The sequence below is a fragment of the Micromonospora marina genome (genome assembly GCF_900091565.1).
In the GTDB taxonomy this organism is placed as follows: domain Bacteria; phylum Actinomycetota; class Actinomycetes; order Mycobacteriales; family Micromonosporaceae; genus Micromonospora; species Micromonospora marina.
On the sequence record NZ_FMCV01000009.1, the window covers coordinates 56,144 to 69,741 of the forward strand.

Annotated in this window: 14 protein-coding genes; 10 read left to right on the forward strand and 4 right to left on the reverse strand. The window is 74.0% G+C overall.

The window, feature by feature from the left end; all coding sequences use genetic code 11:
* Positions 1-51: 51 nt before the first annotated feature.
* A complete protein-coding gene (locus GA0070215_RS13080) occupies positions 52-363 on the reverse strand; it encodes a hypothetical protein (protein WP_244166976.1) in 312 nt (103 codons plus the stop codon).
* Between the two features lie 31 nt (positions 364-394).
* On the opposite strand from GA0070215_RS13080, the gene GA0070215_RS13085 reads away from it, so the two are divergent.
* Together GA0070215_RS13085 and GA0070215_RS13090 are read left to right on the forward strand one after the other, a co-directional pair.
* A complete protein-coding gene (locus GA0070215_RS13085; protein ID WP_091045721.1) occupies positions 395-1,459 on the forward strand; it encodes an LCP family protein in 1,065 nt (354 codons plus the stop codon).
* A gap of 109 nt (positions 1,460-1,568) precedes the next feature.
* The gene (locus GA0070215_RS13090; protein WP_091045724.1) at positions 1,569-3,023 is read left to right on the forward strand and encodes a sugar transferase; all 1,455 of its coding nucleotides are present in this window, start codon (positions 1,569-1,571) and stop codon (positions 3,021-3,023) included.
* On the opposite strand, the gene rfbD is transcribed toward GA0070215_RS13090, so the two are convergent.
* On the reverse strand, positions 2,992-3,870 hold the full coding sequence (gene rfbD, locus GA0070215_RS13095) for a dTDP-4-dehydrorhamnose reductase (RefSeq protein ID WP_091045727.1): 879 nt from the start codon (positions 3,868-3,870) through the stop codon (positions 2,992-2,994). The two genes, GA0070215_RS13090 and rfbD, sit on opposite strands and share 32 nt — an antisense overlap.
* Complete coding sequence (rfbB, locus tag GA0070215_RS13100; protein ID WP_091045730.1) at positions 3,867-4,868, reverse strand: dTDP-glucose 4,6-dehydratase; 1,002 nt, start codon at positions 4,866-4,868, stop codon at positions 3,867-3,869. Before rfbB ends, rfbD begins: the two co-directional genes overlap by 4 nt.
* Positions 4,869-4,954: 86 nt before the next feature.
* Here rfbB and rfbA point away from each other — a divergent pair, with 86 nt between their 5' ends.
* Both rfbA and rfbC read left to right on the forward strand, forming a co-directional pair.
* Complete coding sequence (gene rfbA, locus GA0070215_RS13105; protein ID WP_091045734.1) at positions 4,955-5,842, forward strand: glucose-1-phosphate thymidylyltransferase RfbA; 888 nt, start codon at positions 4,955-4,957, stop codon at positions 5,840-5,842.
* Positions 5,839-6,447, forward strand: a complete 609-nt coding sequence (gene rfbC / locus GA0070215_RS13110; RefSeq protein WP_018786661.1) for a dTDP-4-dehydrorhamnose 3,5-epimerase — start codon at positions 5,839-5,841, stop codon at positions 6,445-6,447. Before rfbA ends, rfbC begins: the two co-directional genes overlap by 4 nt.
* Here rfbC and GA0070215_RS13115 read toward each other — a convergent pair.
* A complete protein-coding gene (locus GA0070215_RS13115) occupies positions 6,393-7,193 on the reverse strand; it encodes a YveK family protein (RefSeq protein ID WP_091045737.1) in 801 nt (266 codons plus the stop codon). The genes rfbC and GA0070215_RS13115 overlap by 55 nt on opposite strands.
* A gap of 173 nt (positions 7,194-7,366) precedes the next feature.
* On the opposite strand from GA0070215_RS13115, the gene GA0070215_RS13120 reads away from it, so the two are divergent.
* Genes GA0070215_RS13120 through GA0070215_RS13145 form a run of 6 tightly spaced genes read left to right on the forward strand, consistent with a single transcriptional unit; the run spans position 7,367 to position 13,570 of the window.
* Positions 7,367-8,563 carry a polysaccharide biosynthesis protein gene (locus GA0070215_RS13120; RefSeq protein WP_244166977.1) on the forward strand — a complete coding sequence of 399 codons (1,197 nt, stop codon included), beginning with the start codon at positions 7,367-7,369 and terminating at the stop codon, positions 8,561-8,563.
* A 2-nt stretch (positions 8,564-8,565) separates the two neighbouring features.
* Entirely contained in the window at positions 8,566-9,417 is an 852-nt protein-coding gene (locus tag GA0070215_RS13125) for a glycosyltransferase (protein WP_091045745.1), read from the forward strand.
* On the forward strand, positions 9,414-10,505 hold the full coding sequence (locus GA0070215_RS13130; protein ID WP_091045748.1) for a glycosyltransferase family 4 protein: 1,092 nt from the start codon (positions 9,414-9,416) through the stop codon (positions 10,503-10,505). The genes GA0070215_RS13125 and GA0070215_RS13130 overlap by 4 nt, the downstream gene beginning before the upstream one ends.
* Positions 10,492-11,826, forward strand: a complete 1,335-nt coding sequence (locus GA0070215_RS13135) for a hypothetical protein (RefSeq protein WP_091045751.1) — start codon at positions 10,492-10,494, stop codon at positions 11,824-11,826. Before GA0070215_RS13130 ends, GA0070215_RS13135 begins: the two co-directional genes overlap by 14 nt.
* Positions 11,823-12,740 carry a glycosyltransferase family 2 protein gene (locus GA0070215_RS13140; RefSeq protein WP_018786667.1) on the forward strand — a complete coding sequence of 306 codons (918 nt, stop codon included), beginning with the start codon at positions 11,823-11,825 and terminating at the stop codon, positions 12,738-12,740. The genes GA0070215_RS13135 and GA0070215_RS13140 overlap by 4 nt, the downstream gene beginning before the upstream one ends.
* Positions 12,740-13,570: a glycosyltransferase family 2 protein gene (locus GA0070215_RS13145; RefSeq protein ID WP_018786668.1), complete on the forward strand. Its 831-nt coding sequence runs from the start codon at positions 12,740-12,742 to the stop codon at positions 13,568-13,570. Before GA0070215_RS13140 ends, GA0070215_RS13145 begins: the two co-directional genes overlap by 1 nt.
* Positions 13,571-13,598: the final 28 nt, after the last annotated feature.

The window sequence follows — 13,598 nt, forward strand, 5'->3', positions numbered from 1 at the left end:
GGTCGATGCTGCCGGACCGGCCTGCCGCCGGACAAGCGAGCTAAGCGAAAGCTAAACCGGGCGCAGCGCGCGGGCGGTGGAGACGACACCGGCCAGCCCGCCGGCCAGGTCGGGGCGCTGCCGCAGCGAGACCTCCAGGCGGACGCGCCAGACGCCGGTCTCGACCGGCAGCCGGGCGTCGCCGGCCCAGCGGACCCGGTCACGGGTCTCGTCGCGCGCCGCCGCCGTGGCGGGGCCCAGCAGGGCGCCGAGTTCGCCGCGCATCATCGATCCGGCGGCCACCCGGCGGCGAGGCGCGGGCCCGGCCACCTCACCGCGGCGGTCCCGCGCCGCCGGGGCGTCACCGTCCGGGCGCGGGTCCACACGGTACGAGGCGAATCAGTAGCATCGCGGCATGTCAGATCGCCACCAGCTCACCGATTCCGGCCCGCACGCGCAGGGCTCCGATGTGGAGCCGGGGCCCGTGGCAGAGAATCGGCCGCGGCCCCGCCGGGGCCGGCGGATCGCCCTGGTCGTGCTGCTCGTGGTCGTGCTGCTCACCGGCGGCGGCGCCCTGGCCGGTGGCCTCTACTACCGCTCGGTCGACAAGTCCATCGAGCGGGTCGACGCCTTCGAGGGGGTGCCGGAGGAGTCGCGGCCGCAGGTCGAGGCCAAGGGCGCCATGAACATCATGATCCTGGGCAGCGACTCCCGCGATCCGGAGAGCACCGGCGGCTCGCGCAGCGACACGATCATCCTGGCCCACCTGCCGAAGGACCGGTCGAGCGCCCAGCTCATCTCGATCCCCCGCGACACCTGGACGGCCGTCCCCAAGTCGAAGGAGGGCCGCGGCGGTCGCGACGCGAAGATCAATGCCGCGTACGCCTGGGGCGGCGTGCCGCTGATGGTGCAGACGGTGGAGAAGTTCAGCGGCGTACGGGTGGACAACGTGGCGATGGTCGACTTCGCCGGCTTCAAGGAGATCATCGACGCGCTCGGCGGTGTCGAGATCGAGGTGGAGAAGGGCTTCACCACGAAGTACTCGCTGATCGGCACCCGGACCTTCGAGAAGGGCCGGCAGATCATGGACGGGGCCGCCGCGCTGGACTACGCGCGGGAGCGGCACGCCTTCCCCGACGGCGACTTCGCGCGGATCCGGCACCAGCAGCAGGTGATCAAGGCCATCCTCGACAAGGCCGCCTCGGGTGGGGTGCTGGCCAACCCGGCCAAGCTCAACTCGTTCGTCCGTGCCACGTCCGACTCGGTGGCTGTCGACGAGTCGCTGTCGCTGGTGGACCTGGCCATGGAGATGCGTGGCCTGCGCGGCGACAACCTGACGTTCTTCACCTGCCCGGTGAAGGGCACCGGCCGGGTCGGCACCGAGAGCGTCGTGCTTCCCGATCCGGCCCGGTCGAAGACGCTGTTCGACGCGGTGCGCCGCGACTCGGTCCCCGAGATCCTCGCCGCCAGCGGAAAGTAGGACGTCGATCTGTCATGCCGGTGCTGGCGGCGGGGCGGGGCCGCTCGTATCCTGCGATCGCCGCCGGTCTCCGCATCCGGGCCGGGGGCGTAACGGGGAAGGATCGACCATGCCACGCCTGCCGGCGTTCGAGCATCCGTCCGCGCCACCGTCCGGTGTGTCCATGAACGCGCCGATGGACGGCGGTCTGGACACGACGACGGTACTGCCGTACGCGGGATCGCGCGCGTCGACGCGTACCCGGCGGTTGCGGGCCTGGATGGTGACCGCGCCCATCGACGTCGCGGCGCTGCTCGCGCCGCTGCTGCTGACCCAGGACTACTGGCGTGGCACGTTGTTCAACGCCGCGCTCACCGTGGGGCTGTTCGCCGCGGGCGGGCTCTACCGGCCGCGCCGGCACATCAGCATCCTGGACGAGCTGCCGACCCTCGGCGGCCGGCTGCTGGCCTCCGGCGCGGTGGGGGCGATCATCGCGGCGCTGCGGCACGACTCGGTGCCGCACGTCAGCGGCTTCGTGCGCGGCGTCGCGCTCTCCGCCGCCCTGGTGATCGTCGGGCGGGCGCTGAACAGCCGGCTCATCCTGCTGGCCCGCAGGCGCCGGTGGGTCGAGCACAACGCGATAGTCATCGGCGGCGGGCCGATCGGCGCCGAACTGGCCCGGCTGCTGCGCCGCTACCCGCAGTACGGGCTGCGGTTCGTCGGCGCTGTCGACGCCCCGTCGCGGCCGCGCCTCGGCGCTGCGCCGCTCATCGGCACCATCGACGACCTGGAGAAGCTCGCCGAGATGCTGGAGTGCGAGGTCCTGGTCATCGCGGACCCGGACTGCTCCGAGGCCGACCTGATGGAGTCGCTGCTGCGCCCGGCCAGTTCCCGCTGCGACCTGTGGGCGGTGCCGCGCCTGTGGGGGTCACGGTCGCAGGGCGGCCACCCCGACCACATCGGTGCCATCCCGATCATCAAGATCGGCGACACCACGCTCACCGGTCCCCGGTGGCGGCTCAAGCGCGCCTCCGACGTGGTGTTCGCGGTGACCGCCCTGGTGCTGCTGAGCCCGCTGCTGCTGCTCTGCGCCGTCGCCACTTTTCTCGACGGCGGCCGGGACGTGTTCTTCCGCCAGGAGCGCATCGGCCGGTACGGCAAGCCGTTCCACGTCGTCAAGTTCCGGTCCATGCGTCCGGCCGACGAGCACGAGTCGCAGACCACCTGGTCCATCGCGCACGACGAGCGGGTCGGCCCGATCGGCCGGTTCATGCGGCGCGCGTCGCTGGACGAGCTGCCGCAGCTGTGGAACATCCTGCGCGGTGAGATGAGCGTGGTGGGGCCCCGGCCGGAGCGGCCGTACTTCGTGGAGAAGTTCTCGATGGAATACCCGAGGTACGCGATGCGTCACCGGGTGCCGGTCGGGCTCACCGGGCTGGCGCAGGTCAGCGGCCTGCGCGGGGACACGCCGATCTCGGACCGGGCGCGGTTCGACAACTACTACGTCGAGAACTGGTCGCTCTGGCTCGACATCAAGATCGTGCTGCGTACCGTCACCGAGGTCTTCCGGGGCGGGGGCCGCTGAGCGCCTCGGTCAGGTCCGCGTGCCAGTGGCCCGGCGGCGGCAGCTTCGTCGCCGCCCACCGGCCGTGCGCCAGCACGCTGTAGTGCGGGCGCGGCGCCGGGCGCGGGAAGCGGTCGCTCGTGGTCGGCCGGACCCGGTCCGGGTCGAGACCACGCAGGGCGAAGACGGCGCGGGCCAGGCCGTACCAGGTCGTCTCGCCGGCGGCGGTGCCGTGGTACGTCCCGGGAGCCGCGTCGCCTGCGAGCGCCGCGTCGGCGAGCGCCACGAGACGCTCCGCGAGCCGGTACGACCAGGTCGGTTGCCCGCGCTGGTCGTCCACCACGTCGAGCCGGTCGCGTTCGGCTGCCAGCCGCAGCATCGTGGTGACGAAGTTGCGTCCGTGGGTGGCGTACAGCCAGGCGGTACGCACCACGTACCCGGTCTCGGGCAGCAGCCGGGCCACCGCCTGCTCCCCGGCGAGCTTGCCGCGCCCGTACGCGTTGACCGGGCCGGTCGGGGCGTCCTCCGGGTACGGCTCGGCGGCGTCGCCTGCGAACACGTAGTCGGTGGAGACGTGCACGAGCCGCGCACCGGACCCGGCGCAGGCGTGGGCCAGCGCGGCGACCGCGTCGCCGTTGACCGTTGTGGCGTCCCGCTCGCGTGTCTCGGCGCCGTCCACGTCGGTCCACGCGGCGGCGTTGAGCACCACGTCGTGCCCGGCGACCGCGCCCCGGACCGCGTGCGCGTCGGTGAGGTCGAGGTCGGCGCGGGCGGCGGCGGTGACCGTCAGGTCCGGCCGGGTCCGCAGCACGGCGAGCAGGTCCCGCCCGAGCATCCCGCCCGCGCCGGTGACGAGCACCCGGGTCATCGGTGGCCGGCCCTCTTCAGCGGCTCCCACCAGGCCCGGTTGTCCCGGTACCAGCGGACCGTGTCGGCCAGGCCCCGGTCGAGGTCGATGCTCGGCGCGTACCCCAGCTCGCTGCTGATCTTGCTGATGTCCAGCGAGTAGCGGCGGTCGTGGCCCTTGCGGTCGGTGACCGGCACGACCCGGTCCCAGCCGGCCCCGCACGCCGCCAGGAGCCGCTCGGTGAGCTGCCGGTTGGTCAGCTCTGTGCCGCCGCCGATGTGGTAGACCTCGCCGGCCCGCCCCTTCTCCTGCACCATCGCCACGCCCCGGCAGTGGTCGTGCACGTGCAGCCAGTCCCGGACGTTGCCGCCGTCGCCGTAGAGCGGCACGGTGCCGCCGTCGAGCAGGTTGGTCACGAACAGCGGCACGACCTTCTCCGGGAACTGGTACGGCCCGTAGTTGTTGGAGCAGCGGGTCACCACGACGTCCAGGCCGTGGGTGCGGTGGTAGGACAACGCCAGCAGGTCCGACCCGGCCTTCGAGGCCGAGTACGGCGAGTTCGGCGCCAGCGGCCAGCTCTCCGTCCACGAGCCGGAGTCGATCGAGCCGTACACCTCGTCGGTGGAGACGTGCACGAACCGGCGCACGCCGTGCCGCAGCGCGGCGTCCAGCAGCGTCTGGGTGCCGAGCACGTTCGTGGTGACGAAGGGGGCGGCGCCGGTGATCGAACGGTCCACGTGCGACTCGGCGGCGAAGTGGACGATCACGTCGTGCCCGGGCACCACGTCGCCGACCAGGACCGGGTCGCAGATGTCGCCGCGGACGAGGCGCAGCCGGGGATCGTCGCGCACCGGCGCGAGGTTCGCGAGGTTGCCGGAGTAGGTCAGCTTGTCCAGCACGGTGAGCGCGGCGGGGCCCTCGACCGGCACCCCGGCCGCGTCGCCGCCGGGCGCGCCCAGCAGCATCCGCACGTACTCCGACCCGATGAAGCCGGCGCCGCCGGTGACGAGCATCCTCACGGATCGTGGAGTCTACGCCGTACCGGCAGGCCGGGCGGGACGTCGACGGGCCACGGGGGCGGCGGCGCCGCGGGTAGTCTCCGCGGGTGCGTGGAATCCTTCTCGCCGGTGGCACCGGATCCCGGCTCTGGCCGATCACCCGGGCCGTCTCCAAGCAGCTCATGCCGGTGTTCGACAAGCCGATGGTCTACTATCCGCTCTCCACTCTGATGATGGCCGGGGTACGGGAGATCCTGGTGGTGACCACGCCGGAGGACCGCGCCCAGTTCGAGCGGCTGCTGGGCGACGGCAGCCAGTGGGGGCTGCGCCTGGCGTACACCGAGCAGCCCCGCCCGGAGGGCATCGCGCAGGCGTTCCTGCTCGGCGCCGACTTCATCGGCGACGAGTCGGTGGCGCTGATCCTCGGCGACAACATCTTCCACGGTGTCGGGCTCGGCCGGCAGCTCGCCCAGCACGGCGAGCCGGACGGCGGGCGGGTCTTCGCGTACCCGGTCGCCAACCCGCAGGACTACGGCGTGGTCGAGTTCGACGACGCCGGCCGGGTGCTGTCGATCGAGGAGAAGCCGGCCCGCCCCCGCTCCCGGTACGCGGTGCCGGGCCTCTACTTCTACGACAACCGGGTGGTCGACATCGCCCGCAAGCTGACCCCGAGCGCCCGGGGCGAGCTGGAGATCACCGCTATCAACGAGACGTACCGGGCGTGGGGCGACCTGATGGTGACGCTGCTCGACCGGGGCACCGCGTGGCTGGACACCGGCACGTTCACGTCGATGATGCAGGCCGCCGAGTTCGTCCGGGTGATCGAGGAACGCCAGGGCATGAAGATCGGCTGCGTCGAGGAGGTCGCCTGGCGGTCCGGGCTGATCGACGACGAGCGGCTGCGGATGCTGGCCCACCCGCTGGCCCGCAGCGGTTACGGGGAATACCTGCTGGGCCTGCTGGCCGAGCGGTCCGGCTCGGGGAGCGCGGCGTGAAGATCCGTCCGCTGAGCATCGAGGGCGCCTGGGAGGTGACCCCGCGTCAGCACGGCGACCCGCGGGGTCTGTTCCTGGAGTGGTACCGCTTCGACCGGCTCGCCGAGGCGGTCGGGCATCCGTTGCGGCTCGCGCAGGCCAACCTGTCCGTCTCCGCGCGGGACGTGGTGCGCGGCATCCACTTCGCCGACGTACCGCCCGGCCAGGCCAAGTACGTCACCTGCGTACGCGGGGCGGTGCTGGACGTGGTGGTGGACGTGCGGGCGGGCTCGCCGACGTACGGCCGGTGGGAGGCGGTACGCCTCGACGACACCGACCGGCGGGCCGTCTACCTGGCTGAGGGCCTGGGGCACGGGTTCTGCGCGCTGACCGACGACGCGACGCTCAGCTACCTCTGCTCCGCCACGTACAACCCGGCGGCCGAGCACACTGTGCATCCGCTCGACCCGGACCTCGGGATCGACTGGCCGGCGGCGACGCCGCTGCTGTCCGAGCGGGACGCGGCGGCACCGCTCCTGGCGCAGGCGCGCGCGGCGGGGCTGCTGCCCGGCTACGACGCCTGCCGCTCCTTCACGGAGGCGTCGGCCACGCGGCCGTCACTCTGACCCGGCACCCCGGCCGGGCCACCGGCCGCTGCGCCCGAGGCCGCCGTGTCCGAGGCCGCCGTGTCCGGAGCAGGCGGACGGCGGCGGGCCACTGTGGCCCAGAGCGTCCGCACGTCAGCGCTCACCGGAGTGCCGGCCCGGCGGTAGCCGAGCACCAGGGCGATGCCGGCCCCGACTGCGAGGCCGCCGAGCGCGCCGCCGACGGCGTACCACTGCCACCGCACCGGCTCGGGACGCGGCGGCGGCGCGGCGGCCCGGACCACCGCGACGTGGGCCTTGAGCCCCAGCCCGGCGGGCGGCAGGTCGCGTCCGGCGATCCGTTGCAGTTCGGCGGCGAGCGCGGCGGCGATCGCCGCGGCGGTGGCGGCGGACCGGTCGGTGACCGCCACGTCGATCGCCATGGTGTCCACCGTGGACGACGCGACGACGCGGCCGGCCAGGTCGTCGGTGGTGTACGGCAGTCCGAGCGAGTCGATCACCGGGCGGGTCAGCCGGGGAGTGTTCATCATCGTGGCGTACGTCTTCACCCGCCGCTGCATCAGCCGGCCCGCCTCGTCGGCCGACGGGCGGGGCTGGGGTGCCGCCGACTTCTCGGCGGCGAACGTGACGACCATCTGGGTCTCGGCCCGGTAGACCGGCGGCCGGCGTTCGGCGAGGACCCCGGTGAACGCGCCGCACAGCAGCGTCGACGCCAGCACGATCGGCCACCGCCTGCCGATCGTGTCGCGGAAGTGGGCGAGGTCCACGACGCGTCACCCTACCGGCGGCGGGGTGCCGCGGGCGTACCCACCCGCCGGGTCCATTGCGCGGTGCCGCCCATGTCGGGTAGAACAGGCCCGCACACATCCGCGCATCTTGGGGGAAGACGAGTGGATTCCGCGTGGCCGGCTCGCGGCCGGCGCCGTCGCCTGGGCGCCGGGTGTTAGGCCGGGTCCGGCGGTTCGTCTCCCCCGAGCGTCTCCATCTGGTCGCCCTGGGCCTGACCGGGCTCGCCGCGCTGGTGTCGGTGACGCTGCCCGCTGCCGAACGCGGCGAACTCGCGGCGAACATGGTGAGCGCCACCGTGGGGGCGGCACTCGGCGGCCTGTCCGCGGACACGTTCCTGCTGTCCCGGCCGGCCGGCTGGATCATGTCGCGGGGTCGGCTGTGGATCGCCGGTATCCTCACCGCCTCGCTCGGCCTGACCGCGCTGGCCGCCGCGCTGCTGACCACGCTGGCCGGGCTGGGCAGCCACCTCGTGGGCATCGGGGCGGGCTGCGCGCTCACCGTCTTCAACACGGCCGCCTCGCTCGGCCTGCGCCTGAAGCGGTTCTGGTTCGTCTACACCATGCGGGCGCTCGGCGGCGGGGTGCTGGTGGCCGGGTACGGGCTGCTGTGGCTGGGCCACCGGCTCGACGGTGGCCTGTGGAGCGTGCTCTGGCTGGGCGTGCAGATCGCCACCGCCACTGTGCTCGGGGTGGCGGTGCTGGGCTGGGCACGGCGGTTCGGGCCGGTGCCGGCGGCGACGGCGGGGCGTCCGGAGTACCGCGCCGACCTGCTGGCGGTGGGCCGGCTGCACGTCGGGGTGTGCGCGCAGATGCTGACGTACCGGCTGAGCCAGGTCCTGGTGGCCCGCTTCGCCGGAGCGGGCGCGCTCGGTGTGTTCGCGCTGGCGGTGGCGGCGCTGGAGTTCGCGCAGTCCGGCGCGGTGGTACGGGCGCAGCGGATCCTGGCCGAGCGGGACCCGGAGGCGATCGGCGACCACGGCCGCGACGTCGTCAAGTCGGCGCTGCCGATCGCCGCGCTGGCCGTGATCGGCCTGGCGGCGCTGGGCGTGCTGGCGCCCGACTACCGCGACGCCTGGATCTTCGGGCTGCTCCTGCTGCCCGGGACGCTGGCGCTGTCGGCCGGCAAGACGTGGAGCGCGGCGCTGCTCAAGCGCGCGGGCGAGCAGGCCACCACCGCCGTGGCCCTGGTCACCATGTCCGTGTCGGTGGTGCTGTACGTTCTGCTCATCCCGTGGGCCGGCGCGCTCGGCGCCGCGGTCGCGTCGTCTGTCGCCTACGGCGTCTACGCGTTGCGCACCCGGCAGCGACTCCAGCGGTCCACGCACCTCCTCGTCAATCGGATGGCCTAGCGGTGGACGTCTCAATCGTCGTGTTGACCTGGGAAGACTTCGAGCGCACCGACGGCTGCGTCCGGTCGCTGCCCGACGGCGTGGAAGCCGTCGTGGTGGACAACGGCAGCGCCGCCGGGATCAGCGACAGACTGCGGGCCATGTGCGCCGAGACCGGCGCCCGGTACGTGCGCTCGGAGACGAACCTCGGCTACGCCAAGGGCATGAACCTCGGTGTCCGGCACAGCACCCGGTCCCGGGTGGTCCTGTCCAACAACGACATCCTGGTACGGCCGGGCGCGATCGAGCGGCTGGCGGCCGAACTGGACGATCCGGCTGTGGGCGCGGCCTTCCCGAAGGTGCTCGACGCGACCGGCCGGGACCAGACCGCCGCCGGCCGGTTCCTGACTGTGGGCACCGGCGTCGCGCACGCCACCGGGCTCAGCCTGATGTTCCCGCAGCTGCGGATCGTGGCCCCGCCGGAGCGCGGCGACTGGCTCTCCGGGCCGTTCGTGGCGATCCGGCGGGAGACGCTGGACCGGATCGGCGGCGTGGACGAGTCGTCGTTCTTCTACTCCGAGGACCTGCGGCTGTGCTGGGCGGTGCGCCGGCTCGGGCTGCGCCTGGCGTACCTGCCGGATGCCGTGGTCACGCACGAGGACGACGCGAGCGCGAAGCGCCGGTGGGCGGCCGAGGAGATCTCCCGCCGGCAGACCCGGGAGTTCATCCGGGCCAGCCGTGAACTGGCCGGGTGGCGGGGCACAGTGGCCTGCTCCGCGTACACCCTCGGGGTGCTCGCCCGGGCGGCGGTGGGCGGCGGGGCGGCGCGGCGGGCGGTCGCCCGCGGTGCCCTGGAAGGCATGGGCGTCCGATGAGGGTGCTGTTCGTCTGCACCACCGGCGGGTCGGGGCGGCGGCAGCTCGGCGGCGCGGAGCGCTTCCTGATCGAGATGCTGCCGGCGCTCGTGGCCCGCGGCGTCGACGTGGTCGCCGCCACGCCTGACGACGAGGTCGCGGCGGCGTTGCGGGACGCGGGCGTGCCGTGGCGTCCGCTGGGCGCGGCCAAGCGGGTGGACCTCGGGTACGCGCGCGGCATCCGCGCCCTGGTCGAGGAACTGCGGCCGGACGTGGTGAGCGCGCACCTGCTCTCCGCCGCGATGCACGCCCGCGCCGGGCTGGGCGTGCGGGGCCGCCGCACGCCGCTCGTGGTGACGCTGCACAACAGCCTCTGGCAGTACCGCGACACGGCGCAGACGCTGCGCGCGAAGGCCGCGGTGCAGGCCAACATCAGCACTGATCTGATGTTCCGGCGGCTACGGCCGCACGCGACGGTGGCGGTCTCCGACTTCGAGGCCCACGAGCTGCGGGTACGCGGGCGGGTCCGCGACGTGCGGGTGATCCCGAACCCGCTGCCGGCCATCTGGCCGGAGGTCACCGACGGCGGCGTCGCCTCGGACGGCCCGGTGCGGGTCGGCTTCCTCGGCCGGCTGGAACGGGAGAAGGGCGCCGACCTGCTCGCCGGCGTCGCCGCGGAGCTGCCGGACGTGGAGTTCCTGGTCGCCGGCGCGGGCACCGTCGACGTCGCGGAGGGGCCGAACCTGCACCTGGTCGGCCGGGTCGACGCCGCGCCGTTCCTGCAACGGCTGCACTGCCTGCTGGTGCCGTCGCGGGTGGAGGCGTTCGGGCGCAGCGCGCTGGAGGCGATGTCGCTGGGCGTGCCGGTGGTGCACTCCGGCGCGGGCGGCCTGACCGAGGTGACGGCCGCCGGTGACGGCGTGCTCGCGTACCGGGCGGACCTGACGCCGCAGGCGCTGGCCGCCGCCGTGCGGACCGCCACCGACCCGGCCGCGTGGGACGAGCGGCGACGCGACCTGGCCCGGCGGTACGCGCAGCGGCACTCGTTCGACGGATGCGTGGACCGCTGGCACGACCTGTACCGGACGGTCGCCCGTGACGCCCGCTGAGCGCCGCCTCTGGTCGGTCGGGATCCCGTTCGCGCTCGGCGCGGCGTTGCTGCTGGCCACGCTCGACGCCGGGTTCGCGGTCGCGCTCGCGCTGGCGGTCGGCGCGCTGCTCGCCGCGCGGCTGCGGATGTGGGCGCTCGCCGCCTGCGCCGCCGTCTGGACCGCCGCGCTGCTCGCCGTCCGGGTGCTACCAGGCCCGTACGACTCGTGGGCCGGTCGCGGCGTGCTGCCGGTGCTCGCCGGATACGTGACGGTCTTCCTGCTGGCCTGGGCGGTTGGGCGGCGGCTGATCGACAGGCGGGACGAGGACGGCGACCGGTCCCGCCCGGCGCTGTCCTGGCCGTCCGGGCGGCGGCTGCTGACGTACCTGTCCGTGCTGCTCGCCGTCGCCGTGGTGACCGCGGCGATCCGGTTCCGGGGGACGGTGCCGCCGCTGCTGGCCGACAACCCGGACGCCGCCCGGCAGGTGCTGCGCGAGCAGTCGAACCTGGTCATCGGGTTGCTGTCCGAGGCGTGGACGCTCGGCATGGCGATCTCGCTGCTGCGTGCGTTGTCCGCACGCGGCCGGGCGCTGCCGGTCTACTACGCGCTGACCGTTGTCTTCACCGTCGGGGCGGCGCTCGGCGCGAGCAAGAACTCGGTGCTGGTGGGCATCGCGCCCGCGCTGATCGCGGCGCTGTCGGTCCGGCGTACCCGGGGGCGGGCCGCGTCGTTCCTGGCCGCGCGGACGCCGGTGGTGCTGCTGATCGGTGCGGTGGCGCTCGGCGCGGCGGTGTTCCTCGGCGGGCAGCGCACCATGGCGGGCACCGGCACGTTCGAGACCGAGTTCCGGGCCCGCTACGGCAGCAACGCGCTGACCAGCAGCGCCGGGTCGCTGGACCTGTCGCTGAGTTCGTCCACCGAGACGTTCGGGCGGGTCTGGTCGCAGCGGGAGCACCTGGAGCCCCGGTACGGCACGTACTCGCTGACGTTCCTCGGTTCCCGGGTCGAGCCGATCGTCGGCAAGGCGGACCTGTACGGGATGACGTCCCAGCTCAGCCAGCCGTACCTGATGAACACGGCGACCTTCGTGGCCATCCCGCTGCTCGACTACGGCCCGCTGGGCGCGGTGTTCTTCCTGGCCGCGCTCGGGCTGGCGGTGGGCGCGACCGAGCGGTGGTTCGAGTTCTCCCGCGCGCCGGCCGGGCAGTTGGCGCGGGCGTTCGTCGTCTACTTCGCGCTGTTCGGCGTCTACGAGCTGTATCCGCTGATCTATCCGACGTGGCTGAGCCTGGTGCCCGGCCTCTGGGTGCTGCACCGGCTGGGCAGGAGCGCGGCATGACCTTCGACGGCCTGACCGTGGTCACCGTCCTCTACCGGTCCGCCGGCATGCTCGCCGAGACGCTGCCGACCTGGGTACGCAGCGCCGGTGACCTGCCGGTCCGGTTCGTCTTCGCGGACAACTGGCCCTCCGACGCCTGCGCCGAGGTGGTCGCCGCGAACCTGCCCGCCGACCGGTACGCGTACCTGCCCGACGCCTCCAACCCCGGCTTCGCGGCCGGCTGCAACCGGGCGGCGGCGACTGTGACCACGAGTCACCTGCTGCTGCTGAACCCGGACGTGTGGCTGCCCGACGACGCGCTGGCCCGGATCTGCGCCGCCGTCGCCGCCGACCCGGACACCCCCGTCGCGGTCGGGTTGGCCATGCACGGCGGCGAGTACGTGGGCATCGACCTGAACCCGGTGTCGCTGTTCATCGACCGGCGGGCCACGGCGGGCCGTGCCCCGCTCGGCCCGTCCGGCGGCGCGGCGGTCTTCCCGGCCGCGCTGTACCGCCGGTTCGGCGGCTTCGACGAGCACCTGTTCGCCTGGGGCGAGGACGCCGACCTGGCGTTCCGGCTCTACGCCTCGGGGCTGCGCACGCGCGGGCTGGACGTGGTGCTGCCGCACGCCGGCGGGCACAGCGTGGACGGCGACGACCGGTTGCAGGGGTTCCGGGCGTTCCTGCTGGCCCGCAACCGGCTGCTGGTCGCGTCCCGCACGTTCACCTGGCCGCTGCTGCTCGTGGCGGTGCCGGTGCTGGCGCTGGCGCACCTCGCGCTGGCCGCCCGGCGCACCCGGCAGGGCCTGCTGCGCCCGTTCCTGCGCGGCATCGGACGGGGGCTGGTCGAGGGGCCGGCTGCCCGCCGCCGCTGGACCGGGCCGCGGTTCGGGTTCGCGTCCCTGCTCGGCTACCTGACCGCTCGGAGGGCGTGATGACGGCACAGCCGTGGACCGTGGTGACTGTCACCTACCACTCGGCGGAGATGCTGCGCCGCTGCTGGCGCGGCCCGAAGCCGTACGAGTGGCTGGTGGTCGACAACGCCTCCGGCGACGACTCGGCGGCGGTCGCCGAGGAGTTGGGCGCGCGGGTGATCCGGCTGCCGGAGAACGTCGGCTTCGCCCGCGCCAACAACGTCGCGTTGCGCCAGGCGACCGGCCGGTACGTGCTGTTCGCCAACCCGGACCTGGAGGTGCGCCCGGACGGCCTGGACGCGCTGGCCCGGCACCTGGACACACACGGCGGGCTGGTCGCGCCGCAACTGCTCGGCACCGACGGCACACCGCAGGCCAACGGGCGCGGCTTCCCGTACGCGACGGCGAAGCTCGGCAACCGCAGGGTGTGGCCGCTGTCCCGGCTGCACGCCGCGTACCGGCTGGTGGCCGCGCCCGGGCAGACGCGCCACGTTGCCTGGGTGATGGGCGCGGCGGTGGCCGGCCGGACCGCCGACGTGACCGAGCTGGGCGGGTGGAACGAGCGCTTCTTCCTCTACTACGAGGACCACGAGCTGGGGCTGCGCGCCTGGCGGCACGGGCTGCCGGTGGCGGTGCTCGGTGACGTGCGGTGGACCCACCACTGGGCCCGCGCGACGAACTCGGTGCGCTGGTCCCGGGCGCACACGCTGGAGCTGCGCAGCGCCCGGACGTTCTTCGGCATGTTCCCGGAGTTCCTGGTCGGCCTGCCGCGACCGGCACGCCGGCACCGCCGGGCCACCGGGCTGGTCGGATCGGCGACGCCGTCCACCTCGGACCGCGCTGCGGAGTGATCGAGCGCGGTCGCGGGGCCGCTGACGT

Coding starts and splice junctions, on each gene's coding strand:
- GA0070215_RS13085 (WP_091045721.1), top strand. CDS start 395: ATGTCAGATCGCCACCAGCTCACCGATTCCGGCCCGCACGCGCAGGGC.
- GA0070215_RS13090 (WP_091045724.1), top strand. CDS start 1,569: ATGCCACGCCTGCCGGCGTTCGAGCATCCGTCCGCGCCACCGTCCGGT.
- rfbD (WP_091045727.1), bottom strand. CDS start 3,870: ATGACCCGGGTGCTCGTCACCGGCGCGGGCGGGATGCTCGGGCGGGAC.
- GA0070215_RS13130 (WP_091045748.1), top strand. CDS start 9,414: ATGAGGGTGCTGTTCGTCTGCACCACCGGCGGGTCGGGGCGGCGGCAG.
- GA0070215_RS13140 (WP_018786667.1), top strand. CDS start 11,823: ATGACCTTCGACGGCCTGACCGTGGTCACCGTCCTCTACCGGTCCGCC.
- GA0070215_RS13145 (WP_018786668.1), top strand. CDS start 12,740: ATGACGGCACAGCCGTGGACCGTGGTGACTGTCACCTACCACTCGGCG.